Here is a 24,211-nt window from a genome sequence, read left to right on the forward strand (position 1 = left end):
GGGGCGCCCGCGCCGCGTGGCTGACGTCGGTGTTGCTCGTTGCCGCGTGCAACGACTCGAACGTGCCCAAGCCGCCCGGGCCCGCGCAACCGCCCAGGCCGAAGACATCGATGATGCCCTCGCTCGTCACGAGCGCGATGGCCGCCGATGCACCGAATGCGTCCGCGGCGTCCTCCGCTGCATCGGCACCGGCACCGGCGGCGGCATCCACGCCTTCCACGGCTTCCACACCGGTGTCGCCTGCGGTGGCAGCGCCCGCCGCGAGCGCATCGCCGGAGACGATCGCGCGCGGCCGATACCTCGCGCGCGCGGCCGACTGCGCGGCGTGCCACACCAGCGCGGACGGTGCGCCGTTCGCGGGCGGCGTGCCGCTCAAGTCGCCGTTCGGCACGTTCTACGGCACCAACATCACGCCGGACAAGACGAACGGCATTGGCGGCTGGACGTCGGACGATTTCTACCGGGCGCTTCATGACGGCAAGGCCCCGGACAAGCCGTTGTATCCGGCCATGCCATACACGTCGTACAGGCAGATGTCGCGCGCCGACAGCGACGCCATTTACGCGTACCTGATGTCGGTGAAGCCGGCGGCCGTACCCAATCGCCCGCATGCGCTGTCGTTCCCTTACACCCTTCGTTTCGGCATGCGTGTGTGGGACTGGATGTTTCTCAAGGACACCTTGCCCGATGCGTCGAAGGGGCAGTCGGCGGACTGGCTTCGCGGGCGTTACCTCGCCAATGCGCTGGGCCATTGCGCGGAGTGCCACACACCGCGCGGCACGTTCGGCCAGCTCGACAGTGCCAAGCCGCTGGGCGGCGCCTCGCTCGCGCGCATCGCCGCGCCCGACCTGACGCCGGAAGCGCTGGCCGCTCGCGGCTGGACGGTGAAGGACCTGCAGACGTTCTTCGGCACGGGTATCGCGCCGCAGGGCTCGGCGTTCGGGGAGATGTACCCGGTCGTGCATCTGAGCACGCAGTACCTTACGCCCGACGACCTGCGCGCGCTCTCGACGTATCTGCTCGGCGACGCGCCACCCGCGCCCCGACCATTGCCGGACCATCCCGACACCGGCAAATTGATGGCCGGACGCAACCTGTATCTTGCCGTCTGCGCCGGTTGCCACGCGGCCGACGGCACGGGAAAGCCACACGTGGCGGTGTCGATGCAGGGGAATTCGACGGTACGACAAAAGGATCCGCACAACCTGATCGTGACGATTCTCGACGGGATCGCGCCGCAGAAATTCCCGGGCCTCGAAGCGATGCAGGACATGCCCGGCTTCGACAAGCGGCTGACCGATGCGCAGATCGCGGAATTGAGCAACTATCTTCGCGTGGCCTACGGTGGTCAGGCGGGCGACGTCAATTCCGAGATCGTCAGGCAGTTGCGCCAGAAGTAACCGGTCGCCGCCCCGTGCGAAGACATGGCGCATAATGACGCGCCATGTCACGCACACAACGTCTCTTCTCCCTGATGCAACTGCTGCGCCGCCACCAATACCCGGTGGCGGGCGCCGCGCTGGCCGACTCGCTTGGCGTGAGCCTGCGCACGCTGTACCGGGACATTGCCACGCTGCAGGCGCAGGGGGCGGACATCGAGGGTGCGCCCGGGCTGGGCTACGTGCTCAAGCCCGGGTTCATGCTCCCGCCGCTGATGTTCTCGGAAGAGGAGATCGAGGCGATCGTGCTCGGCTCGCGTTGGGTTGCCAGGCGTACCGACGGCGCACTCGCCGACGCGGCCGCCAACGCCCTGGCGAAGATTGCGGCGGTGCTGCCCTCGGATCTGCGCGCGTCGCTCGAGGCGTCGACCCTGCTGATCGGCCCGGGCGATCCGCTTCCGCCCATGATCGTCGACCTGACGGTCATTCGCGAGGCCATTCGCGCCGAGCGCAAACTCCATCTTGCCTATCGCGACGAAGCCGGACGGTTGTCCGAGCGCATCGTCTGGCCTTTTGCACTCGGCTTCTTCGAGCGTGTGCGCATGATCGTTGCCTGGTGCGAACTGCGCGACGGCTTCCGGCATTTTCGCGCCGACCGCATCGAGGCCATGACGGTGACCGCCTCGCGCTACCCTCGCGGGCGTCGCGCCCTGCTCAAATCATGGCGCGAGACAATCGGCAACACGTGATGCCGCGCCCTGTGGAACGCCGTTGCCGGCGTTTCGCGGCTGAGTTCGGATGCTGACAAAATCTGACAGTATCTCCTCGTACGATAGCGCTCATGACAACGCACGACGGCCCGGGAAGTTCGGTCTGCCATCGATGCGACGTGTCATTCCAACCTATCGACAGGAGCTACTCATGCTGCACCCGAACATGGTCAATCTGTATGTTGCGAGTCCCCCGAGAGCGCGGCGTTCTACGCCGATCTGTTCGACCTCGAGCCGGTCGAGGCGTCGCCCGGGTTCGCATTGTTCGTGTTTCCCTCGGGGCTGAAGCTCGGACTGTGGGCGCGCTTCGCGGTGCAGCCCACGGTGATTGCCCCGCCCGGCGGCAGCGAGGTCGTGATTCCGGTGGCGTCCAACGCCCACGTGGACGCCACGTGGGAGGACTGGAGCGCGCGCGGCCTCACCATTTTGCAAGTGCCCACCACCATGGACTTCGGACGCACGTTCGTCGCGTCCGACCCCGACGGTCACCGCATCCGCGTGTACAAGCTCGCGAACGCCTGACGGGGTCACTTCGCCGAGGCGGTTTTCACGAGGACGGGGGCATCACGGTACTGCATCGGGAACAGCCGGGCAAGGTCCTTCACCTTCGGCAGATCGTTGATCACGATGTAGGGATACGTCGGGTGCTCCGTGAGGAAGTCCTGGTGGTACGCCTCGGCGGGATAAAAGCCCGTGTACTTCTCGACCTTCGTCGCAATCGGCTTGCTGTAGGCATGCGCTGCGTTCAGTTGCGCGATGTAGGCCTCGGCGACGCGTCGTTGCGCATCGCTCATCGGGAACACGGCGGAGCGATATTGCGTGCCGGTGTCCGGACCCTGGCGGTTCACTTCGGTGGGATTGTGGGCGACGGAGAAGTAGATCTGCAACAGCTTGCCGTACGAAACCTGCTGCGGATCGAACGTCACCTGCACCGATTCGGCATGCCCCGTCGCGCCGCCGCTGACGGTCTCGTAGTTGGCCGTTTTCGCAGTGCCGCCCGCGTAGCCGGACTCTGCCTTCGTCACGCCTTTCACGTGCTGGAACACGCCCTGCACACCCCAGAAGCAGCCCCCGGCGAACACTGCCGTCTCGGTATGGGCGCCGCTCGGCGGCTCGTCGATCCTGGGCGCGGCGATCTCGACGGCGGATTCGGCTCCGCCAAAGGCATACGCACCGACCTGCCACGCCAGCACCCCGGCCGCCACGGCCGCGGCGCCGAGCAGGGCGCGTCTCACGCGCGACGTCGGATGCGAGCTGGAAGTCACGCCGGAATCCGGCGCTGCGGACAAACGAGTCTGTGATTCGTACGGTTTCATCTGAAAGCTCCCGGCGTGCGATGACGCCTCGGTCAAGGGTGGGAATCGAGGCGGCGCGGGGTTACGCGAGCGATACCCTTGCGCCGCGTGTTGCGTCAACCGAACGTGAAGGCGTAGGCCGACACCCCCGGGTCGAGGAATTCGATGCTGAACGTGCGATCGCGTACGTCGCCCGACTGGCGCACGAGCTGGTACAGGCGCTGCGATGTCACGACACCGGTGCCATCGGCGGCAACGTCGGTGCCGTGGGCATCGCCTGGCGCTTCGCCGTCGACCGTGACGCGAAAGCGTACGGGTTTGTCGTGGGCATCCGGGCCGAGCACGAGGTGCAGGTCGCGTGCATGGAAACGGTAGACGATGCGTGCCCCGGCTTGCGTGGCCGTGGCCTGTTCCGGCCCGACGCGCCAGTCGCCGGCCAGCCCCCAGCGGTTGAGTTGCGGCATCGCCGGCGCGCGGTACGCACTGGCCTGGTCGCGCACGGCGCCGCCCGGTGAGGCGAAGTTTTCGGCGCGCGCATAACCGACATAGGTTTCGGGCGAACGGACGTCACGCATATCGGCGGCTTGTTGAACGCCGCCCGCGTTCACATCGGCCACGCCGTCGGCGACCTGCTTCGCGCCGGCTTCGCGCAGCAGTTGCTGGATGACCCGCTCCGACTCGGCGTAGTTGCCCTCGCCGAAGTGGTGATAGCGCACGCGTCCCTGTGCGTCGATGAAATAGTGGGCCGGCCAGTACTGGTTGTTGAAGCCGCGCCAGATGGCGTAGTTGTTGTCGATCGCCACGGGGTAGGTGACGCCAAGGTCCTTCACGGCCTTTTTCACGTTGCCGATGTCGCGCTCGAAGGCGAATTCGGGCGCATGCACGCCGATCACGACGAGTCCCTGATCGCGATACTTCTCGGCCCATGCCTTGACATAAGGCAGCGTGCGCAGGCAGTTGATGCAGGAATACGTCCAGAAGTCGATCAGCACAACCTTGCCGCGAAGCGCCTGCGCCGAGAGCGGCGCCGAATTGAGCCATTGCACGGCGCCGTCGAGCGACGGCAACGTGCCTTCGACCGGCAACGTCACCGGTTCGGCGGCGACGGTGCGGACCATCGCATTGCTGGCGGCGTTGCGCTGAGTACCCAGCCGCTCGACGAGCTTTTGCTCGATGCCGCCGGTCGACGCTGTGGAAATCCGGGCCAGCACGCCGGTATCGAGGCCGAGCGCGATGGCCGCGACGCCGGCGAGCATGAGGCCGCCGAGCGCGCGGCGAATCCATTCGCCCGCGCCGAGCGAGCGCTTCATGGCCGAGAAAACCCGGCCGCCAACGAGCAGGGCCAGGGCAAGCGACGTCGCGGCACCGGCCGCGTACGCGACGAGCAGCAGCGTGGTGCCGACGCTGGCCCCCTGCAGGGCGGCGCCGGTAAGCACGAGACCGAGGATCGGGCCCGCGCACGGCGCCCAGAGCAGCCCCGTCGCTATGCCCAGCAGGAACGACGCGCCGGGGCGGGGGCCGTGCCCGGCGCCAGCGCGCGAAGCATCGCCTTCATGCGCCGACTGCGAAAGACGGTCGCCCAGCGTCACCAGCGGGTGGGTGAGCCGTTCGGAGAGCTTCGGGAAAAGCAACGTTGCACCGAAAAGCGCAACGAGGGCGAGCGCGAGCCAGCGCCCGTATTGGTTCGCCTGCACGACCCAGCTGCCGCCCACGGCGGCGAGCGTGGCCACCAGTGCGAACATCAGCACCATGCCCGCGAGCATGGGCAACACGCTGCGCGAAAATGACTGGCCGGCACGCGAGAAGACAAAGGGCAGCACCGGCAGAATGCACGGACTGACGATCGTCAGAATCCCGCCGAAGTAGGCAAGGATGAGCAGCGTCATGAAGCGCTCCTGATGCCTCGCCCGAACACGGGCGAAGCGGCGGTTGTCGGGGCGGAAACCGGCCGTCGCGGGCCTGCCTCCGGGGGAATGCCCGGTGTGAGGGGGCGATTAGGCGGACTGCGGCAGGAACGTCATCGCCAGCCCGTTCATGCAGTAGCGCAGTCCGGTCGGCTTCGGTCCGTCGTCGAATACATGGCCGAGATGGCCGCCACAGCGCCGGCAGTGCACTTCGGTGCGCACCATGCCGAAGGTCGTGTCGGTTCGTGTGCCGACGGCATGATCGAGCGGCGTCCAGAAGCTCGGCCAGCCGGTGTGGCTGTCGAACTTGGTGCGTGACGAGAACAGCGGCAGGGCGCAGCCGGCGCAGGCAAAGGTTCCGGCCCGGTGCTCGTCGTTGAGCGGGCTCGAATAGGGGCGTTCGGTACCTTCGCGGCGCAGGATGTCGTACTGCGCGGGCGTCAGGCGTCGGCGCCATTCCGCGTCGCTGTAGGCCACTTCGAAGTGCTCCTCGGTGCGCCCGGCGTCGCCGGCGAGCGCCGGACGCACGAGGCGCGGCACCAGCCCGGCGGCCACGGCGGCCGCGGCGGCGCCTGCGCTGAGCAGGAATAGCCGGCGCGACGGCGCCGGGTGCGCGAGGCTCGCGCCGTCGCGGGGCGCGCCTGGCGTCCCGCCATCCGTGGCGGGTCGACGCGGGTCTGGGGTGGGCAATCGCATGATGTCCTCCGGTGAATATGGGTCGATCCGGCACGGAGCCGCCCCGTCGCCATGAATGCAGGGGAGCCTGGCGGCGGTGCGGCGTCAAGGTGTTGCACAGTCCGGTGGTGCGCCGGATCGATGACTGAAGGGTAGTGCGCGGGCGATGGCGAAGTCCTCACGTAAAATTAAACAATTCGTGATACCTCGCGGTGCGCGATCTGCGCACAATGGGGCACCAAGCCCACTTTTTCCGGGAGTTGTTCCCCTGATGGAATCGCCGCGCCGTGTCCTGCTCGTCGAAGACGACGTGCATATTGCCGATCTGCTTACGCTGCACTTGCGTGACGAGCGCTTCGACGTCGTGCATTGCGCCGACGGCGATGAAGGCCTGCGCCGTCTCTCGGAAGGCAACTGGGACGCTCTCATCCTCGATCTCATGCTGCCCGGTGTCGACGGCCTGGAGATCTGCCGCCGTGCGCGCCAGATGACGCGCTACACGCCGATCATCATCACCAGTGCGCGTTCGAGCGAAGTGCATCGCATTCTCGGGCTGGAACTCGGGGCCGACGACTATCTGGCCAAGCCGTTCTCCGTGCTCGAGCTGGTGGCGCGCGTCAAGGCGCTCATGCGACGCGTCGATGCGCTCGCACGCAATGCGCGCATGGAGGCGGGCAGCCTGGCGATTGCCGGACTGTTCATCGATCCGATCGCGCGCGAGGCATCGCTCGGCGGCAAGCTGCTCGATCTCACGCCGCGCGAGTTCGATCTGCTCTATTTCTTCGCGCGCCAGCCGGGCAAGGTCTTCTCGCGCATGGATCTGCTCAATGCCGTGTGGGGGTATCAGCACGAGGGCTATGAACATACGGTCAACACGCACATCAACCGGCTGCGCGCCAAGATCGAAGCCGACCCCGCCCAGCCGGCCCGGATCCTCACGGTCTGGGGACGCGGCTACAAGTTCGCCAGCGACACCGGGCCCGAGGGCCCGGGCGCCGACGTGGGAGCGGCATGATGCGCCGCTGGAATCTCACGCTCACGCAACGGCTTTCCGTGGTGTTCGCCGTGCTGTTGCTGGTATGCAGCGGCACGTCGGCCTGGATGCAGGTACGCGCTAATCGCATGCACGAGGCCGAGGTCATTCAGGGACTCTCGCGCGGGCTTGCCGAGCACATCGCGGCGAATACGCAACTGATGGATGCCAACGGCATGAAACCCGATGCGGTGCGTCGGCTGTTCGGGCAGTTGATGGTCGTCAACCCCAGTGTCGAGGTTTACTTGCTCGACGCGCAGGGCCGCATCACCGGGCACGCGGCACCGGAAGGGCATCTGCGCCGCATGGACGTCGATCTTGCGCCCATTCATCGCCTGCTCGACGGCGAGGCGTTGCCCATCTATGGAGACGACCCGCGCAACGCCGACGTGCGAAAGGTGTTCAGCGCCGCGCCCTTGCGCGTGGACGGTCGCGAAGTCGGCTACGTCTACGTGGTGCTGCTCGGCGAGGCGCATGACCGGTTTGCCGCGCGCGGCGCCACCAGTGCGGCGCTCAACACGGCCCTGTGGTCGATCGGGCTGGTGGCGGCGCTGTGTCTGCTCGCCGGTCTCGCGGCGTTCGCGCTGATTACGCGCCCGCTGCGGCGGCTCACGGACACCGTCCGCGACTTCGATATCGATGCGGCACCCGTGGCGTTGCCCGTCGTCTCGGTCGACGAACTGGCGTCGCGGCAGGCGCGTCCGAACGACGAGATCGTGGTGCTGGAGCGGGCGTTCCGGCAGATGGTCGAGCGGCTCGGGACACAATGGCGCACGCTCACGCGTCAGGATCAGGAGCGGCGCGAGCTCATCGCCAATATCTCGCACGACCTGCGCACGCCACTGTCCTCGCTGCACGGCTATCTGGAAACGCTCTCGCTCAAGGACGCCACGCTCACCGCCGACGAGCGGCGGCGCTATCTCGGCATCGCCCTCGACCAAAGCCGCAAGGTCGGCGCGCTGGCCCAGTCGCTTTTTGAGCTGGCACGTCTGGAGCATGGTTTCGTGCAGCCCGAGGCTGAACCGTTCTCGGTGACCGATTTGATTCAGGACGTCTTTCAGAAATTTGAATTGAGTGCGGAATCGCGCGGTGTGGCGCTGCGAGCGGAACTCGCCCCGCAAATTCCGGCTGCGCGTGCCGACCTGGGCCTGATCGAGCGCGTGTTCACCAACCTGCTCGACAACGCGCTGCGTTATACCCCGGCGGGCGGTGAGATCACGGTGACGGTGGCGCCCGTGGGGGCCGACATCGAGGTGCTGGTGAGCGATACCGGTCCGGGCATTCCGCAGAGCGCGCGCGAAGGGCTCTTCGAGCGGCCATTTACGGTGGGGGGCGCCCGCCGCGAGGGCGGGCTGGGACTGCGGATCGTGCACCGCATTCTGCAACTGCACGACCGGCGCATCACCCTGGTGGACACCGCGGGCAATGGCGGGCAGGGCGCGACGTTCCGCTTTACCTTGCCGACGTGAGATTGTCTGCGGGCGCCTTGCCCGCGTTCGCCGCCTTTGCCTCGTTTGCCTCATTTGCCCCGTTTGCACCGTTTGCACCGTTTGCCGGCCTTGTCGCCTCGGCCGGTGCCGATACCGCCGGCGCCGCTGCGATGTCCGGCGGGTCAGGCGTGTGAGGCGTCGCGTCGAAGTACGTCAGCTTGCGCACGAAGACATTGGCGAACGGATCCACCCGCGCCGCCTTCTCTCCCGGCGCCGCGGGCGAGGTGATCACCACCCGCTGGATATTGCCGCGGCTGTCGTACTTGTAGTGATATTCCGACACGTGGCGCTCGCCGGTGGCGGCGTCGGTGCGCGTCACGCGGATCAGTTCGTGGCGTGGCGAGTACTCCGAGACCTCGTTGTCCCAGGCCAGGGCGAGCCACTTGCCGTCGATGAAGGCGGCCGCGCCGTTGTCGCGCACGATGCGGCTGCCGTCCGGCTTACGCTCGACGCTCGCGAACGTTCGATACGAGACGACCTTCGGTGCCGGGCGGACCTTGCCGTCGGCCGTCACGACCTGACGCGCCTCGTTCGGCGCCTCCCACTGACGCGAGAGCGCGAAGCACTCGTCGTCGAACAGGCGCGCCTGCAGGCTGCCGGCGCGGCGGTGATGCGCCCCGTTGGCCGACGCGATGATGCGACGCGTCCATTCGAGCCGACCGTCGCTCTCCTGACGCACCTGTTCCTTCCAGACACCACGCCGCGCGGCGCCTTTCACGAGCCAGGTGTCGGCGTTCTGCCAGTCGACCGGCGCGCCGTCGATGCTGCGCAGACGGCCCTGCGCGTCGTAGGCATAGTGCCCGCGGTCGGTGCTCGAGAGCAGGTGGCCCTGCGTGTCGAAATCCATGACGAAACGATTGCCGTTGTCGAGCGGGCCAACCTTGCCGGTCACGCGGTCGTAGCTCGCGATGAAGCGGGTTTCCTCGATGCGGCGAACGCGTGCGGGAATGCCGCCGAAGTTGCGCATCAGGTCATCTTCTTCGCGCAGCGACGTCTGGACGCACCAGGGGAGCGGCGTCGCCTGAGGGGCGGCGGCGGGTTCGCGGGGCGCCGCGGACACCGTCGGGGAGGCGGCGGCCGGTGGCACGCTTGCCGACGCGCGCCCGGACTGAGGGCCCGCGCAGCCAGCGAGCGCCGCGCCCAGCAAGGCGAGTGCCAGGGCGCCGCGCAGCGCACTGCCGCAGCGCAAGCGCCGGGCGGGCGACGCGGGACGATCGGGGGGCGCGGACGAGGCTGGCGACGCGGACGGAACGGACGAAACCGTTGAAACGGATGAAACGGATGAAACGGACATCATCGCAAGAGGTTGCCTGAGATATTTCCCCCGATTGTACCGGCTCCACGTGGCGGCTCCGCCGAACGCCGGTCGACTCACTGCCAGAACGCCCAGGCAACGGCGGTGATCACAACGATGCACACGACGTTCAGGCCAAGCCCGGCGCGGACCATGGCGCGTTGCGGCACCCAACCCGTACCGAAGACGATGGCGTTGGGGGGCGTGGCCACGGGCAGCATGAAGGCGCAGGAGGCGCCGATGCCGATCACCAGCGTCAGCAGCGCTTCGGGAAACCCCAAAGACACCGAAATGGCGGCGAATATCGGCACGAGAATCGCCGCGCTGGCGGTATTGCTCGTGAGCTCCGTGAGAAAGACGATGAAGGCGGTGGTAATGAGCAGCACCACGAGCGTGGGGCTTGTCGCGAAGGCGCCCGACACCCCTTGGGCCAGGATGACGCTTGCGCCGGAGTCGCGCAGCACCACGCTCAGCGTGAGGCCGCCGCCGAACAGGAGCAGCACTCCCCAGTCGGTATGGGCCTGAATCTGCTTCCAACTGGCCACACCCGACGTCGCGATCAGTATGGCGGCGAGCAGGGCAATGAGCGTGTCGAGTTGCTTCACGCCGCCGAGCCACGCGGCGATCGGCTGGCTGAAGATCCAGCCGATCACGGTGAAGCCGAAGATGCCGACCGCCGCGATGCGCGGTCCGGTCCATGTCATCGGTTCGGCCGTCGTGTCCACCGCCTGGTCCAGGCGCGGCCGCAGCACCAGATAGAGCGTGGCAACCATGAGCGGCAGCAGCACGGCCACAAGCGGTACGCCGAACCGGGCCCATGCGAGGAAGTCGATCCCCAGATGCGTGGCCACCATGGCGTTGGGCACACTGCCGACCACCGTGCCAAGGCCACCGATATTGGCGCTGTAGGCGATACCGAGCAGCAAAAAGGTGACGGTACGGTGATCCCGGCGCGTGTCGAGCTGCGTCAGGATGCCCAGCGCGAGCGGCAGCATCATCGATGTGGTGGACGTGTTGTTGACCCACATCGAAAGCAGGGCGGTGGCGCCGAACAACATGATCGCGGCCCGGCCCATGCGCCCACCCGCCAGATGGAGCAGCCGGTTCGCGAGAAACCGGTCGAGCCCCTGAATCCGCATGGCCGTGGCCAGGGCGAAGCCGCCGAAGAACAGAAATACGATCGGATGCGCGAACGCGCCCAGGGCGGTCGGCACGTCGAGAATGCCGAGCAGCACCGCCAGCACCGGCACCATCAACGCCGTGGCCGTCAGATGAACCGCTTCGGACAGCCACAGCACCGCGACGAAAGCGGCAAGCGCCAGTGCGCGATTGGTCTTCTCTTCGAAGGGAAGCAGACGGATGAGTGCCAGCATAAGCGCGGCATTGGCGAGCAGCACCCAGGCGTCGCGGGCAGACATGGCCCAACTCCGGGTGAGCGTTTCGGTGGGGTGATTCATCTCCTGATACCTCAATCTACGTAGATTTTCGTTGGCATGCTTGGATGCCGAACGAATCGAGGCGGTGCCGTCAGAAATATCCCAATGTTGGGTGAGGCGGTATTGGCGTTGCGTGCATTGCACATCCCTGGCGTTGCCGGCACTCAGGGAGCTCACGGAATTTCTGGCGATTCAGGAGCGAAGGAACGACCGGCGTCATGAGAAATATTTTATTCGGACTGCGACTTTAGTCCAATGCGCCGACGTACTTTCGCGGATAGCCTGCCTCCATCAATTAATCGAATAGGTTGGGGCAAACGTGAATCACACATTCCGCGTGGTGTGGAATTTCAGTCTGGGATTGTTTCAGGTCGTGTCGGAGACGGGGCGCGCGCGCACACGTGGCGGCGGCAATCGCTCGAAGCGTGCCAGAAGTGCGGCGGTGGCCGGCGCCATCCTGTTAAGTGCCTCGGCGGCGTCGCCTGGGGCGTACGGGCAGGCTGTGGGCGGCAGCGGTGGTGACGGGCTCGGGGCCGGTGCCGTTGGCGCGGGCGGTGCGGGCGCGAGCGGCGGCGCAATCCACGGCGGTGATGGACAAGGCGGCGTGGCAGGCGGTGGGGGCGGCGGGGGTGGGCGCAACGGCGGCAGCGGTGGTGCGGGTGGCAGCGATGCGCTCGGCAACGCCGGAGGCGCCGGGGGCGTGTTCACCGGTGGTGTGGCCGGTACGGGCGCAGACGGCACCGGCAATGCCGGAGGCGGGGGCGGTGCGTCTGCGGCAGATGCCGCCCCGGATGTGCGGGGTTTGCAGAGCGGTGAGCAATATGTCGCCGCGGGCGCCGGGGGAGACGGTGGAATTGGTGGTTTCAGTGCGTCGGGAGGCGGTGGCGGAGGCGGTGGTGGCGCCGGGGGCAACGCCCTGCGAATCGTGGGGGACGTTGCGGTGTCGTCCGGAGCAACATTTGTCGGCTACGGCGGCGCGGGAGGCCGCGGAGGCCTCGGCGGGAGCGGCGGCAATGGCGGGGACGGTGGAACGGGGGCCTATGTCGTTGGCGCTCGCCGGATTGATCTGTCGACATCGGGCGCGTTTTCGGCGTTCATCGGTGGGGCAGGCGGCGGCGGTGGCGCGGGGTTGGTGCAGGGCAAGGCCGGCGTCGGCGGGGACGGATTCAAGGCTGAGGACGGCATCACGCTGGTACTGGGCCCAGGCGACAGCACCCCGAGCACCGCCATGGTTGGGGGCGACGGCGGGAACGGCGCGATCGGCGGCAGCGTGTTGAATGGTATGGGAGGGATCGCGGGATCCGGACTTGTGCTTGGCGACGCCGCCGTTGTGTCTGGCGCACTGAGTGCGGCAGGCGGCGCTGGTGGCAGCGGCGCCGATGGGCAAATTGGCGTCGAGGCGCCCGGGCAACATGACGGCATGTCGGGCGCCTCGGGAGGACGCGGGGGAGACGGCGTACGCGTTGGCGCGAAGGCGACAATTTCCCTTGACGATCCCATCACGGCACTCGTGGGCGGCAGCGGTGGACATGGTGGCAGCGGGGGAATTGGCGAATCTCATACGACGGCGGCCGGCGGCGTCGGCGAGCCGGCAGGTAAGGGCGGTGCGGGCGGCGCGGGCGGCAGCGGGGGCGCGGCGCTTCGCGCCGGTGACGCTGGGTCGGTCAGCACCCATGGTTCGATCGCTGGAGGCGCGGGTGGCAACGGTGGTGCCGGCGGTGGCGCAGGCACCGGCGCCGTCACCATCGATCCGTCGGATGACACGCCAAGTCGTATCGGAGATGGCGGCGTCGGCGTGCCCGGGGGCGCTGGCGGCGCGGGCGGCGCGGGCGGGGCGGCCGTACAGATCGGCGACCGGACGACGATGCTCGGCATGGGTTCAGTCACCGGCGGGGCCGGCGGCACGGGCGGCAACGGCGGCGCTGGCGGTGTCGGCATCGTTTTTCACATGGACCAAGGGTCAATGGTCGGGGTTAGCGGTCACAGCGGTGATGGCGGCGCGGGTGGCGCGGGGGGCGATGGTGGCGCTGGCCTCGCTGCCGGCGCGGCGGCGACGCTGACCAACCGATCGACGGTCAATGGCGGTGTCGGCGCGAATGGGGGGGCCGGAGCGCAGGGCGGGTTCGGCATACCCGTATCGGCGGGCGGTGAGGGGATTGTCGGCGGCAGTGGGGGAAAGGGAGGGCGCGGCGGCGATGGCGGCGCGGCCGTCGTGCTGCTTGGCACTGGCGCGTCGCTCGCCAACGAGGCGACGGTTCAGGGCGGCGCCGGCGGCGCGGGCGGGATTGGCGGCGCCAACGGTGGCGGGGATCCTGCGACGAGCGGGCAGGTCGGCGTTGGAGGCGCCGGTGGTGCGGGTGGGGCGGGCGTGATGGCGGGGGCTGGCAGCAGGATCACGAACGGCATAGCGAACCCGGTGACGGCCGTTACTCCGGACAGCATCACCGGCGGCGCCGGTGGGCAAGGCGGGAACGCGGGCTCGGAAACCTCGGCCCAAATCGGTGCAACCGGCATCGGGGGCGCAGGCGGTGTCGGCGGTGATGGCGTGAATCTCTCGGGACAGGGCGCGACGCTGTTCAATGGTGGGAACATTGTGGGTGGCGCGGGTGGAGAAGGTGGCGCGGCCAGCGGTCTGACGGCCCAAAGTCCGGGCGCCGGCGGGCGCGGCGGCAGCGGTATTGCGCTCTCGAACGGGGCCAGCGCGACCAATGTCGGCGCGGTATCCGGCGGTGTCGGCGGCAGAGGCGGGGCGCCCACCGTGGGAATGTCCGCCGGCCAGACGGCGAGCGGTGGAGATGGCGCAACGCTCTCGACGGGGGCCATGCTGACGAATGGCGGAACCATTGTCGGCGGCACGGGGACGTTTTCGGCGTTGGGGCCGACCGAGCCCGGAAGCCAGGGCGGCGCGGGGGTGCGGTTGGATACGGGCGCCACGCTGGTCAACGCGCCAGGAGGGACAATCACCGGCGGGCTGAGCCCGACGCAGGAAGGCGTGGCTGGCGTCATCGTCGGCCGGGGCGCCACGGTGAACAACGCCGGTCTGATTGCAGGCGGGGCGAGTTTCAGCTTCAGCGGTGCGGCGCAGGGCGGCGTTGGGTTGCTCGCGACCGGCGGCGGCACCGTGAACCTCAGTGGCACCATTACCGGTGGAACCGACACGTATGGGAATCACCCCGGCAACGCCGTACGGATGATCGGCGGCGGCAATATGCTGAAGCTCGAAAGCGGTTACACGCTGAATGGTCTCGCGGTGAGCCAGAGTGGCGGCGCTGCTGCCCCGGACATTCTCGCACTCGGCGGGAGCGCCGACGACACGTTCGACGTCAGTCAGATCGGCAATGCGTTCATCGGCTTTGGCGCTTACGCGAAGCGCGACGCCAGTACCTGGACGCTCACGGGCGCGACTTCAGCCGTTACGCCCTGGTCGGTCGATGCGGGGCGGCTTACCGTGACCCAGGACGCAAGCCTCGGCGCCACGTCGGGCGCGCTCACGCTCAATGGCGGGGCGTTTCATGTGGCGGGCACGGGGTACACGTCGACGTCGCGCACGCTCGTGCTCGGTCCGCAGGGCGGGGAGATCAACATCGAGGCGGCGTCGAACACCTTTTCGGTGAACGAGGCGATGACGGGCGGCGGAGGCGTCACGAAGGCGGGGCAGGGAACGTTGAGCCTTGCCGCGCCAAACCGCTATACCGGGGCGACGCGCGTGAAGGAGGGCACGCTGCAACTCACCTCGAACGCATCGATTGCGAGTTCGTCCGGCGTCGAGATTGCGCCCGGCGCGCTGTTCGATATCGCGAGCGCGGGCGCGCAAACGGTCGGCGCGTTGAGCGGCGGCGGGCGTGTCAGCCTCGGCGCCTCGACACTGACGTCGGATTCGGCACTCGACAGTGTCTTCTCCGGCACCCTTGACGGCAGTGGCGGGCTTACGAAGAACGGCTCGGGCCTGCTGATTCTCAATGGCGTCAATACCTACACGGGCCCGACGACGGTGAACGGCGGCACGCTGGAAGTCGGCGATCTGAATACGCCGACGGCGAGCCTCGTCAGTGAAGTGCAGGTGAATGCCGCCGGTACATTGCGTGGTCATGGCACGATTGCGGGCAACGTGCGCAATGCCGGCACGGTACGCCCGGGTGGCTCCATCGGCACGCTCACGATCAACGGCAATTTCTCGCAATCCCCGTCGGGTACGCTGGCGTTCGATGTCAGTCCGTCAGCGGCGTCGCAATTGGTCGTGAACGGCACGGCGACGCTTGCCGGCACGCTTCAAGTGCTCTTCGGGCCGGGCACCTACTCGGCAACGTCCTATCGGCTTCTCACGGCAAACACCGTCGTGGGCGCGTTCGCGAATGTTGTGTCGAATGTGCCGGATGGATTTGTCCTGGACGTCGCGTCGTTGGCGAACGGTACGGTCGCGTCGCTGGGTGCGGTTGTCATTGCCCCGACCCATGCCACGCTTTTCGGCGCGGTCGCGAGCGCGGCGATGCGTGAGACGCAACGAACCAACGAAGCCCTGCTGGCGCGCGTCGGGTCGTCGTGCAATCTTCCTGTTGCAGGTCGCACGGATTGCGCGGGCCCCGGCACGGCCGGCTGGGTTGCGCTCACCGGCCAGAATGCCAGGATCGATGGCGAGCGCGGCATTCCCTCGTACGACAGCCGCACGTTCGGATTCCTGGCGGGCCTGGAGACGCGCGCAGGCGACTGGACGGTTGGCGTGGCCGCGGGCTACACGCACGACGACGTCTCCGAGTCGACCGGCACGAAGGGCACCATCGACGCGGTACGCCTCGCAGCGTACGGTGGACGGTGGTTTGGGCCGGTCAATGTGGGAGCCACGGCAGGCTATGCGTACGACTTCATTTCCACCACGCGCGGTTTCGGTGCGCTCGGCAAAGCGCAGGCGGACGGGAATGCGCAGGAGTTCCATGCGGGATTGCAGGGCAGCCTTCCGCTCCCCGTTGGCCCGTTGATCGTCACGCCGCGCGTGGGCGCGCGTTACGCGTATTACCGCGGCCAGAGTCTGTCGGAGACGGGACCGAGCAGCCAGAATCTCGGTGTCAGCCGTATCGATCTGCGCAGTTTGCAGCCGTATGTCGGGGTGTCGCTTGGTTTGCCACTGGCCTCGCCGTCAGGGCGCGCGGCGATGATCGAAGCGCGCGTCGGCTATGCCTATGAGACGTTGAATGCCGGGCGCGACGTTGCCGTGACGGCCGCCGACGGCACCGGTTTCGTGATCGCGGGAATCTCGCCATCGCGCGGCATGCTGACGGCGGGCGTCGGCGCGAAGCTGCCGCTGGGCAAGACGCTCGATCTCGACGTAAACCTCGACGCCTTGCTCGGCACCGGCAATACGTCGGCGCAAGCGGCTCGAGTGGGGCTCACTTATCGCTTCTGAGGGGGCGGCGGCGGCTTGCGCGACCCGCTGCCGATCTGCCTCGACGGCGCACTGCGCTCAAAGTCACAACGGGTTACTGGGGCGCGTAGCTCTTTGCGGCTTCGGTCGAGATGCGCGAGGCGGCTTCGCGCAGCAGTTCGAGCAGCTTTTCGTGATTCATGAATTCGAGGCGCCGGATCGGGATCACCAGTGCAAGCGCACCGACGGCGAGCGCCGATTGGCCGAGGATCGGCACCGCGATGGCCCCCACATCGGCTTCGAGTTCGCCTTTCGAGATGTAGTAGCCAGCCTTGCGCGTCTCGTGCAGCCGCGCGATGAACTCGTCGGCCGACCTGCCCATGCCTGCCGCGGCAATGCTCTCCGCATGCTTGTTGTACAGCCGCGTGAGCTTGCCCTTTGGCATGGTCGAGAGAATGACCTTGGGCGCGCCGCCAAGAAACAACGGCCGTGGCCGCCCGCGTCCGTAGGCCAGATGCAGGCCGTCGGGGCCCGACTCGCGATGTGTATCGACGATCTCGTCGTCGAAGATGCGCGTCATCACGGAGTCGCACCCCGTCTGCGCCGACAGTTCGCGCATCAACGGCTGACCGACTCGCAGCAGCGGGTCGATGCTGCGCAGCTGATAGTCGAGCTTGATGATGCGTGGGCCGAGTTCATAGCTGCCATCGCCAAGGCGCAACAGCAACCCCGATCCGACCAACTCGCGCAGGTAGCGATAGCCGGTCGGCACCGAGCAACCGAGGTGATGGCAGATCGCTTCGGTCGACCATGTCGGGGCCTCGACGGTGAACATGTCGAGAATGGACAGCATTTTGGTAAGACTGGACATCGCGGGTCGTTTTGAATGAGGTGCACCCTGAGCCGGGCACGAATTTCCATATTCTAACCAACGAGCGACCAATACCGTACCGCGAGCGCTGAAAAGCATCTCGACTTTCAAATGGCGATATCGACTGCCGGTTCATACGGGCGCCTCGGAATCGGTCAGGACTGCGGCCAGCAGCACGATCTTGCCGGCCACATCGCCCTCTTCCAGACGTTGATGCGCCTGCGCGGCCTGCCCCAGCGGCAGCGTGCACGAGATCACCGGCCGTATTTGCGTCCCCAGACGGGGCCAGACTTTGTCGGCCAGCGCGGCGGCGATGACCGCCTTTTCGGCCAGAGGCAAGGGCCGCAACAGCGAGCCCGTAACGACCCCCTCTTTCTGCATGAGCGCGCGAAGCGGGAATTGCATGTCCGAGCTGCCGCCCGGCGACAGGTGAACGATCCGGCCGCGCCGTGCCAGCGCCACAATATTCGCCTTTGCGTGGACAACGCCGGCCATGTCGAGGACCACGTCGACACCTCGCTGTCCGGTGACTTCAAGCGTGCGCCGGGCGAAGTCCTCCGTGCGGTAATTGAACGCGGCGCGCGCGCCGAACGATCGCGCCATCGCGCATTTCTCGTCGGTGCCGCACGTCGCATAGACCTCGTGTCCAAACGCACTCAGTAGCTGAATGGCAACGCTGCCGACGCCGCTGGTGCCGCCATGAATCAGTACGCGCTCGCTCGCCTGCAGGCGCGCCACGTTAAAGAAGTTATGCCATGTCGTGAATAGCGCCTCGGGCAGTGCGCTCGCCTCGATCATTGTCATCCCGTGCGGGACCGGCAGCGTCAGCGCTTCGTCGGCGACGGCATAGCTGGCATAACCGCCCCCATCGATCAGCGCGCAGACGGCATCGCCAGGCTTGCGATGCGACACATGCTCACCGACGGCAACGATGCGACCGGCCACCTCGAGTCCCGGAATATCGCTGTGACGGCCATCCGGGCCGCGCCGGCGCTGATTCACGTCGTGACGATTCACGCCGGCGGCCGCAACTTCGATCAACACCTGCTGCGGTCCGCAGGTCGGCACCGGTTCAAGTCGCGGCTGGAGCACCTCGGGGCCACCGGCCGCGGTGATCGCCATGGCGAGCAGCCGATCCGCATTGCCTGACGTGACGCCGTTCATTGCATCCCCATCCGTTCCGCCATACGCGCCTGCCACGTTGCACGTGGCTCAAACCCCGGCAGTTGCCGCGCATGGGCTTCCACCGCCGCCATCAGCACGTCGTCGGGTTGCGAGAAGTCCACCGGCACGCGCATGGGTTGACTGACATACCACGGCGTGTCGATGAACAGCTCAAGACGATTGCCCTCAGGGTCCCGCGCATAAATCGACACGGCGTTGCCGTGCGTGATCGGATGAATATCGGTCGCACCGGCATCGGTCAGCCGGGCGTAAAGGCCCTTGAGGGTCGCCAGACTGTCGGCACGCAGGGAGATCTGGTTGATCACGTTGAAGCCCGACGTGTCCGGTCGCCCCGTGGCCAGCACGATCTGGTGATGCTCCTGGGGGTCGCGGCTCAGAAAGATCAGTTCCAGATCGCCTGACGGGCCGGTCAGTTTGCCCGAGTCGGTAATCGTGAACTCGAGCAATTCCGTATAGAAGCGCGCCATGCGCTGGATGTCGCACACGTAGAACCCGACGTGGCTGAAGCTCAAACCTTTACGCATCGACTCATCCTTTAAAATTATCTAATTGTGATAATAATGCAAATTATGTTTGACAGTAAAGTGTCATGGATCTATATTTTGTCCAATAGTGATATTCAAGAAAAATCAATGGGAGGCGAGGGTGGTAGACGTCGTGGTCATCGGTCTTGGCCCGGTCGGCGCAACGCTGGCCAATTTGTTGGGGCGCGCGGGAATATCGGTGGTGGTACTCGAACGGGAGCCTGCGGTGTATCCGCTGCCCCGCGCGGTGCATTTCGATGCCGAGTGCATGCGGGTGTTCGATGCCATTGGCGTCGCCCCGGCGCTGGCGGAGCATTGCCGGGTGTCGCCCGGTATGAAGTTCGTGAATGCCGATGGCAAGTTGCTGGTCGATTGGCAGCGTCCCGAAGGGATCGGGCCGCAGGGCTGGAACAGTAGTTATCGCTTCCATCAACCGGATCTCGAACGCATTCTGCGCGAGCGTCTGGCGACGCATGCGTGCGTCGACGTGCGTCTGCGCAGCGAAGTGTTCGCGCTCGATGAGCACGCCGATCACGTGCAGGTGCGCTATGAAGACCTGTCATGCGGCGCGTTGCGCGAGGTCCGGGCGCGTTACGTGATCGGCGCGGATGGCGCGCGCTCACTCGTGCGTCGCATGATCGGCAGCGAAATGGTCGATCTGGGCTTGCATGAGCGCTGGCTGGTCTTCGACGCGCTACTCAAGCGCGACTGGAACGTGCTTGGGGAACACAGCGTGCAGTTCTGCGACCCAGCCCGGCCCGCGACCTATGTGCGCGGCGTGGACAACCGGCGCCGATGGGAAATCATGCTGCGTCCGGGTGAGGACGCCGCGCGATTCGCTCAGGCGGAGAACGTCTGGTCGATGCTGAAGAAGTGGATTACCCCCGACGACGCCGATCTCGAACGCGCCGTCGTCTACACCTTTCATGCGGTGATTGCGCAGCGATGGCGGCAGGGACGTCTGATGCTGGCCGGCGACGCCGCCCATCAGACACCGCCGTTCCTCGGTCAGGGCATGTGCGCCGGCATTCGCGACGCGAGCAATCTCGCATGGAAGCTGGTGGCGATTCTGCGGCACGGCGCTTCCGATGCGTTGCTCGACACCTATCAGCAGGAACGCTACCCGCACGTCTCGGAGTTCATCACGCTGGCGGTCGAACTGGGGCGCATCATCCAGGCGGTCGATCAGGACGCCGCCGCGCGGCGCGACGAGATGTTCGCCAACGGCCCCCGTCGTCTTCAGAGCCTGAGTCCGCGACTGGGCGCGAGTGCGCTGCTCCTACAGGAGGCCGAAGGCGGCGCGATCTCGCGGCAACCGACATTGGCCGACGGCCGACGCATGGACGACGCGGCAGGAAACGACTTCCTGTTGCTCACGCGAGGCGGCGCCTTCTCCGCGGCGCAGTGCGAAGCCGCCCGCGCGGCGTTCCCGTGGCCGCTGCGATGGATCGAGGACGCCAGCGAGTCGACACGCCAATGGCTCGACACGCTCGATGCCGATGCTGTGCTGATTCGTCCGGATCGCTATGTCGCCGGCGTTGCCCGAGGGGGCGACGCGTTGCGCAATCTGACGGCATCCGTCGGGGCCGCACTCGGCGTGGCTGAAGCCCCGGTGGCCGCCTGAGCGAGGGCGGTCCGCAAAACACAACCGATTTGTATTGGCTCAACAATGTTTTCTCTGGAGACTCATTCATGAAATTCGTCAGTTTCACGCGGCAGGGCAAGGCCGGTTTTGGTGTGGTGCGCAATGAAGGTGTGGTAGATCTCGGCGCACGTCTGGGCCTCGTCGACCTCGGCGCCGCATTGCGTGCCCATGGCATCGACACGCTGAAGGATCTCGCGCAAAAGCACGACGCCGATTTCGCACTCGCCTCGATCGACGCTTATCGACCGGCCGTGGCCGATCCCGACAAGGTGCTGTGCGCCGGCCTGAACTATGACGAACACGTGCGCGAAACCAGGCGCGAGCGCACCGAGCGCCCGACCATATTCATGCGCTACGCCGAATCGCAGCTCGGTCACGAGCAACCGATTCTGCTGCCGCCCGAGTCGGAGCGTCTGGACTACGAGGGCGAGATCGCCGTGGTGATCGGTCGCGCCGGACGTCGCATCAGCGAGGAAGATGCCTTCTCCCATATCGCGGGCTTCGCCTGCTACAACGACGGCAGCATTCGCGACTGGCAAACCCACACCTCGCAGTGGGGGCCGGGAAAGAATTTTCAGGCAACCGGCGCCTTCGGCCCGACGCTGGTGTCCGCCGACGAGATCGGCGAGAACGAAGCGCTCACACTCGAGACGCGTTTGAACGGACAGGTCGTGCAGCACGCCACCACCGACATGCTGATCTTTTCGATCCCGACGCTGATTGCCTACTGCTCGACCTTCACCAGATTGCAGCCGGGCGACGTGATCGTGACCGGCACGCCGGGCGGTGTCGGTGCGAAGCGTAATCCGCCGCTGTTCATGAAGGACGGCGATGTGGTCGAAGTGGAAGTCAGCAAGCTCGGCATTCTGCGCAACCCGATTCGTGCCGAGGGCAGCGCCACGAATCAGTGACGAGACAGTGGAGGAGACATCAATAATGAACAAGACAAGCATTCTGATCGCGGCCGGGGTCATGGCCGCGGCACTGAGCGGCCTCGTGCATGCCGACATCAAGGTCGGTGTGATTCTGTCGACCACCGGGCCAGCGGCGTCGCTCGGCACGCTGGAGAAGAGCGGCGTCATGCTGGGGCCGGACACCTTGGGAGGACAGAAAGTCAAGTACATCTATCTCGACGACGCGTCCGACCCGAGTCTTGCCGTGCGAAGCCTGCATAAGCTCATCAGCGAAGAGCACGTCGATGTGGTGATCGGACCGACGACGACGCCGAGCGCTGTGGCGGTCATTCCATTGCTGGCCGAATCGGGAACGCCGGGCATCACGCAAGGGCCGACCAACTCGCTGGTGCAGCCGGTCGATGCGCAACGACGCTGGAATTTCAAGACGACGACCAACGACGAACATGAAGGCACGCCGCTGTTCGATCACATGAAGGCCAAGCAGACGAAAACGCTGGCGTTCATCGGCTTTACCGACTCCTACGGCGATCAATGGTTGAAATTGACCGAGCGCTTTGCCAAGGATCGTGGGATTCAGGTGGTGTCGCAGGAACGCTATGCCCGCACCGACTCGACGGTCACGTCCCAGGTCGTCAAGATGCTCTCGAAACAGCCCGACGCTGTGCTGATCGCCGGGTCGGGTGGCGCCGCAGCGACACCGTTGCTCGAATTGCGCACTCGCGGCTACAAGGGCGACATCTATGTGACGCTGGGTGCGACGTTCGGCGACTTTCTGCGACTCTCGGGCGCGGCCGCCGATGGCATTTTCGCTCCGTACGCGGCGGTGATGGGGGTCGATCAGGTTCCCGATACCTATGCCGCCAAGAAGAGTGCCGCGGAATTCGTGCGGGCTTACGACGCGAAGTACGGCGGCAACACGAGCAACATCTTCTCCGCGGGCGCGTGGGACGCCAACAAGCTGATCGCGAACGCGGTGCCAGAGGCGCTGAAGAAGGCTTCACCTGGCACGCCGCAGTTCCGTGCCGCGCTGCGCGATGCCATCGAGGCGACAAAGGATCTGGCCGGCGCGCGTGGCGTCTACAACATGAGCGCGACGGATCACACCGGTCTCGACATTAGCTCCCTGATGCTCGGCCAGCGTCAGAAGGGCCGTTGGGTGCTCGCCAAATAAGCCGCACCGGCATTGGCGACGGCGATGTCGCGCGTCGTCGGTGCCGGCTTCGCGTCGTTCCGTCGTCGTTTTTCGTCACTGGCATTGCCGCCCGCTCACGTGTGGCGACGGGTGCTGTCTCACCCCTCTCGGTCGAGAGGGCGATTCCTCTGTCTTCGCGTGCGCGGCTTTGTCTGCGCATGCCTCAATTCGCATGGACCTCTCGATCGTAGTTTTGCTCGCGCAGGACGGCATCACCACGGGTGCGATTTATGCCTTGTTGGCATTGGCGCTAGTGTTGGTGTTCTCCGTCACCCGCGTCATCTTCATTCCGCAGGGCGAGTTCGTGTCGTATGGCGCGCTCACGCTGGCGGCACTGCAAACCCAGAAGTTTCCGCTCACGAGCTGGTTGCTCGTGGCGATGGGCGTATGCACGTTCATCGTGGAGACGGCGAGCGTGTTGCGTCACAGCGAGCGCCGCAAGCTGGCCGGGCGGCTGGTGCCGGTGTTCGCGGGCAAATATCTGGTGTTTCCGATCGCCGTGTTCTTCGTCGTCCAGGCGCTGGCACCGATGACACTGCCGATGCTCGTGCAGATCGCCATCACGCTGTTGCTGGTCGTGCCGATGGGTCCGATGCTCTATCGCCTGGCGTATCAGCCCCTGGCCGAAGCCAGCACGTTGTTGCTGCTGATCGTCTCGGTCGGCGTGCACTTCGCGCTCACGGGCCTGGGCCTGGTGATGTTCGGGGCGGAGGGCTCGCGCACGCAGGCGTTCTCCGACGCGAGCTTCAACATCGGTTCGGTGATGGTGTCGGGGCAGAGCCTGTGGGTGGTGGGCGTGTCGGTGGTGATGATCCTGGCGCTGTACTTCTACTTCGACCGTTCGCTCTCGGGCAAGGCCCTGCGTGCGACGGCGGTCAATCGTCTTGGCGCGCGGCTGGTGGGTATCGGCACCGTGCAGGCGGGGCGTCTGGCGTTCACGCTGGCCGCGGTGCTGGGCGTGCTGTGCGGCATTCTGATCGCGCCGATCACGACCATCTATTACGAATCGGGCTTCCTGATCGGCCTGAAGGGCTTCGTGGGGGCGATCATCGGGGGGCTGGTGAGTTACCCGGTCGCGGCGCTGGGCGCCATTCTGGTGGGCCTGCTGGAGTCGTACTCGTCGTTCTGGGCGAGTGCGTACAAGGAGGTCATCGTCTTCACGCTGATCCTTCCGGTGCTGCTGTGGCTGTCGCTCACGAGCAAGCACGTGGAAGAAGACGAGGAATAAGCCGGGGCGGACCACAG

At 66.5% G+C, this 24,211-nt stretch carries 18 protein-coding genes; 10 read left to right on the forward strand and 8 right to left on the reverse strand.

What is annotated here, in order from left to right; translation table 11 throughout:
* Positions 1–137 precede the first annotated feature (137 nt).
* From LV28_RS30505 to LV28_RS30515, 3 genes are all read left to right on the forward strand, one after another.
* Positions 138–1,400 carry a c-type cytochrome gene (locus LV28_RS30505; protein WP_038621426.1) on the forward strand — a complete coding sequence of 421 codons (1,263 nt, stop codon included), beginning with the start codon at positions 138–140 and terminating at the stop codon, positions 1,398–1,400.
* 44 nt (positions 1,401–1,444) lie between these two features.
* Positions 1,445–2,128: a helix-turn-helix transcriptional regulator gene (locus LV28_RS30510; RefSeq protein WP_023594850.1), complete on the forward strand. Its 684-nt coding sequence runs from the start codon at positions 1,445–1,447 to the stop codon at positions 2,126–2,128.
* Positions 2,129–2,368: 240 nt separating this feature from the next.
* Complete coding sequence (locus LV28_RS30515; RefSeq protein WP_231113315.1) at positions 2,369–2,671, forward strand: VOC family protein; 303 nt, start codon at positions 2,369–2,371, stop codon at positions 2,669–2,671.
* A gap of 5 nt (positions 2,672–2,676) precedes the next feature.
* On the opposite strand, the gene msrA is transcribed toward LV28_RS30515, so the two are convergent.
* The 3 genes from msrA to msrB form a co-directional block, all read right to left on the reverse strand.
* The gene (gene msrA / locus LV28_RS30520) at positions 2,677–3,465 is read right to left on the reverse strand and encodes a peptide-methionine (S)-S-oxide reductase MsrA (RefSeq protein WP_081326827.1); all 789 of its coding nucleotides are present in this window, start codon (positions 3,463–3,465) and stop codon (positions 2,677–2,679) included.
* Between the two features lie 95 nt (positions 3,466–3,560).
* A complete protein-coding gene (locus LV28_RS30525) occupies positions 3,561–5,330 on the reverse strand; it encodes a cytochrome c biogenesis protein DipZ (RefSeq protein WP_038618378.1) in 1,770 nt (589 codons plus the stop codon).
* A 108-nt stretch (positions 5,331–5,438) separates the two neighbouring features.
* On the reverse strand, positions 5,439–6,044 hold the full coding sequence (msrB, locus tag LV28_RS30530; RefSeq protein ID WP_023594854.1) for a peptide-methionine (R)-S-oxide reductase MsrB: 606 nt from the start codon (positions 6,042–6,044) through the stop codon (positions 5,439–5,441).
* A gap of 250 nt (positions 6,045–6,294) precedes the next feature.
* On the opposite strand from msrB, the gene LV28_RS30535 reads away from it, so the two are divergent.
* Together LV28_RS30535 and LV28_RS30540 are read left to right on the forward strand one after the other, a co-directional pair.
* Positions 6,295–7,038 carry a response regulator transcription factor gene (locus tag LV28_RS30535; RefSeq protein WP_023594855.1) on the forward strand — a complete coding sequence of 248 codons (744 nt, stop codon included), beginning with the start codon at positions 6,295–6,297 and terminating at the stop codon, positions 7,036–7,038.
* The gene (locus tag LV28_RS30540) at positions 7,035–8,525 is read left to right on the forward strand and encodes a sensor histidine kinase (RefSeq protein WP_024788876.1); all 1,491 of its coding nucleotides are present in this window, start codon (positions 7,035–7,037) and stop codon (positions 8,523–8,525) included. Before LV28_RS30535 ends, LV28_RS30540 begins: the two co-directional genes overlap by 4 nt.
* Here the strand turns inward: LV28_RS30540 and LV28_RS30545 are convergent.
* Complete coding sequence (locus LV28_RS30545) at positions 8,509–9,735, reverse strand: hypothetical protein (protein ID WP_038618375.1); 1,227 nt, start codon at positions 9,733–9,735, stop codon at positions 8,509–8,511. The genes LV28_RS30540 and LV28_RS30545 overlap by 17 nt on opposite strands.
* A gap of 182 nt (positions 9,736–9,917) precedes the next feature.
* Positions 9,918–11,258 carry a DASS family sodium-coupled anion symporter gene (locus LV28_RS30550; RefSeq protein WP_255315176.1) on the reverse strand — a complete coding sequence of 447 codons (1,341 nt, stop codon included), beginning with the start codon at positions 11,256–11,258 and terminating at the stop codon, positions 9,918–9,920.
* Positions 11,259–11,595: 337 nt separating this feature from the next.
* On the opposite strand from LV28_RS30550, the gene LV28_RS48655 reads away from it, so the two are divergent.
* Positions 11,596–16,674, forward strand: a complete 5,079-nt coding sequence (locus tag LV28_RS48655; RefSeq protein WP_058371629.1) for an autotransporter-associated beta strand repeat-containing protein — start codon at positions 11,596–11,598, stop codon at positions 16,672–16,674.
* 73 nt (positions 16,675–16,747) lie between these two features.
* On the opposite strand, the gene LV28_RS30560 is transcribed toward LV28_RS48655, so the two are convergent.
* The 3 genes from LV28_RS30560 to LV28_RS30570 all read right to left on the reverse strand — a co-directional run bounded on the left by LV28_RS30560 (position 16,748) and on the right by LV28_RS30570 (position 19,212).
* Positions 16,748–17,503, reverse strand: a complete 756-nt coding sequence (locus tag LV28_RS30560; protein WP_023871978.1) for an IclR family transcriptional regulator — start codon at positions 17,501–17,503, stop codon at positions 16,748–16,750.
* A gap of 132 nt (positions 17,504–17,635) precedes the next feature.
* Complete coding sequence (locus LV28_RS30565) at positions 17,636–18,667, reverse strand: NAD(P)H-quinone oxidoreductase (RefSeq protein WP_038618366.1); 1,032 nt, start codon at positions 18,665–18,667, stop codon at positions 17,636–17,638.
* Entirely contained in the window at positions 18,664–19,212 is a 549-nt protein-coding gene (locus LV28_RS30570; protein ID WP_023594862.1) for a VOC family protein, read from the reverse strand. The genes LV28_RS30565 and LV28_RS30570 overlap by 4 nt, the downstream gene beginning before the upstream one ends.
* A gap of 121 nt (positions 19,213–19,333) precedes the next feature.
* On the opposite strand from LV28_RS30570, the gene mhpA reads away from it, so the two are divergent.
* From mhpA to LV28_RS30590, 4 genes are all read left to right on the forward strand, one after another.
* Positions 19,334–20,836, forward strand: a complete 1,503-nt coding sequence (gene mhpA, locus LV28_RS30575; RefSeq protein WP_023594863.1) for a bifunctional 3-(3-hydroxy-phenyl)propionate/3-hydroxycinnamic acid hydroxylase MhpA — start codon at positions 19,334–19,336, stop codon at positions 20,834–20,836.
* A 68-nt stretch (positions 20,837–20,904) separates the two neighbouring features.
* Positions 20,905–21,768, forward strand: coding sequence for a fumarylacetoacetate hydrolase family protein (locus LV28_RS30580; protein WP_023871975.1), 864 nt, complete (start codon positions 20,905–20,907; stop codon positions 21,766–21,768).
* 25 nt (positions 21,769–21,793) lie between these two features.
* Positions 21,794–22,945: an ABC transporter substrate-binding protein gene (locus LV28_RS30585; protein ID WP_023594865.1), complete on the forward strand. Its 1,152-nt coding sequence runs from the start codon at positions 21,794–21,796 to the stop codon at positions 22,943–22,945.
* 193 nt (positions 22,946–23,138) lie between these two features.
* Positions 23,139–24,194: a branched-chain amino acid ABC transporter permease gene (locus LV28_RS30590; RefSeq protein ID WP_023594866.1), complete on the forward strand. Its 1,056-nt coding sequence runs from the start codon at positions 23,139–23,141 to the stop codon at positions 24,192–24,194.
* Positions 24,195–24,211: the final 17 nt, after the last annotated feature.

The sequence above is a fragment of the Pandoraea pnomenusa genome, assembly GCF_000767615.3.
Taxonomy (GTDB): Bacteria; Pseudomonadota; Gammaproteobacteria; order Burkholderiales; family Burkholderiaceae; genus Pandoraea; species Pandoraea pnomenusa.

Bases quoted from the DNA above. Each gene is read 5' to 3' on its own strand.
- LV28_RS30505 (WP_038621426.1), top strand. From the start codon at position 138: ATGGCCGCCGATGCACCGAATGCGTCCGCGGCGTCCTCCGCTGCATCG.
- LV28_RS30510 (WP_023594850.1), top strand. From the start codon at position 1,445: ATGTCACGCACACAACGTCTCTTCTCCCTGATGCAACTGCTGCGCCGC.
- msrA (WP_081326827.1), bottom strand. From the start codon at position 3,465: ATGAAACCGTACGAATCACAGACTCGTTTGTCCGCAGCGCCGGATTCC.
- LV28_RS30525 (WP_038618378.1), bottom strand. From the start codon at position 5,330: ATGACGCTGCTCATCCTTGCCTACTTCGGCGGGATTCTGACGATCGTC.
- msrB (WP_023594854.1), bottom strand. From the start codon at position 6,044: ATGCGATTGCCCACCCCAGACCCGCGTCGACCCGCCACGGATGGCGGG.
- LV28_RS30535 (WP_023594855.1), top strand. From the start codon at position 6,295: ATGGAATCGCCGCGCCGTGTCCTGCTCGTCGAAGACGACGTGCATATT.
- LV28_RS30540 (WP_024788876.1), top strand. From the start codon at position 7,035: ATGATGCGCCGCTGGAATCTCACGCTCACGCAACGGCTTTCCGTGGTG.
- LV28_RS30550 (WP_255315176.1), bottom strand. From the start codon at position 11,258: ATGTCTGCCCGCGACGCCTGGGTGCTGCTCGCCAATGCCGCGCTTATG.
- LV28_RS30560 (WP_023871978.1), bottom strand. From the start codon at position 17,503: ATGTCCAGTCTTACCAAAATGCTGTCCATTCTCGACATGTTCACCGTC.
- LV28_RS30565 (WP_038618366.1), bottom strand. From the start codon at position 18,667: ATGAACGGCGTCACGTCAGGCAATGCGGATCGGCTGCTCGCCATGGCG.
- LV28_RS30570 (WP_023594862.1), bottom strand. From the start codon at position 19,212: ATGCGTAAAGGTTTGAGCTTCAGCCACGTCGGGTTCTACGTGTGCGAC.
- LV28_RS30580 (WP_023871975.1), top strand. From the start codon at position 20,905: ATGAAATTCGTCAGTTTCACGCGGCAGGGCAAGGCCGGTTTTGGTGTG.
- LV28_RS30585 (WP_023594865.1), top strand. From the start codon at position 21,794: ATGAACAAGACAAGCATTCTGATCGCGGCCGGGGTCATGGCCGCGGCA.
- LV28_RS30590 (WP_023594866.1), top strand. From the start codon at position 23,139: ATGGACCTCTCGATCGTAGTTTTGCTCGCGCAGGACGGCATCACCACG.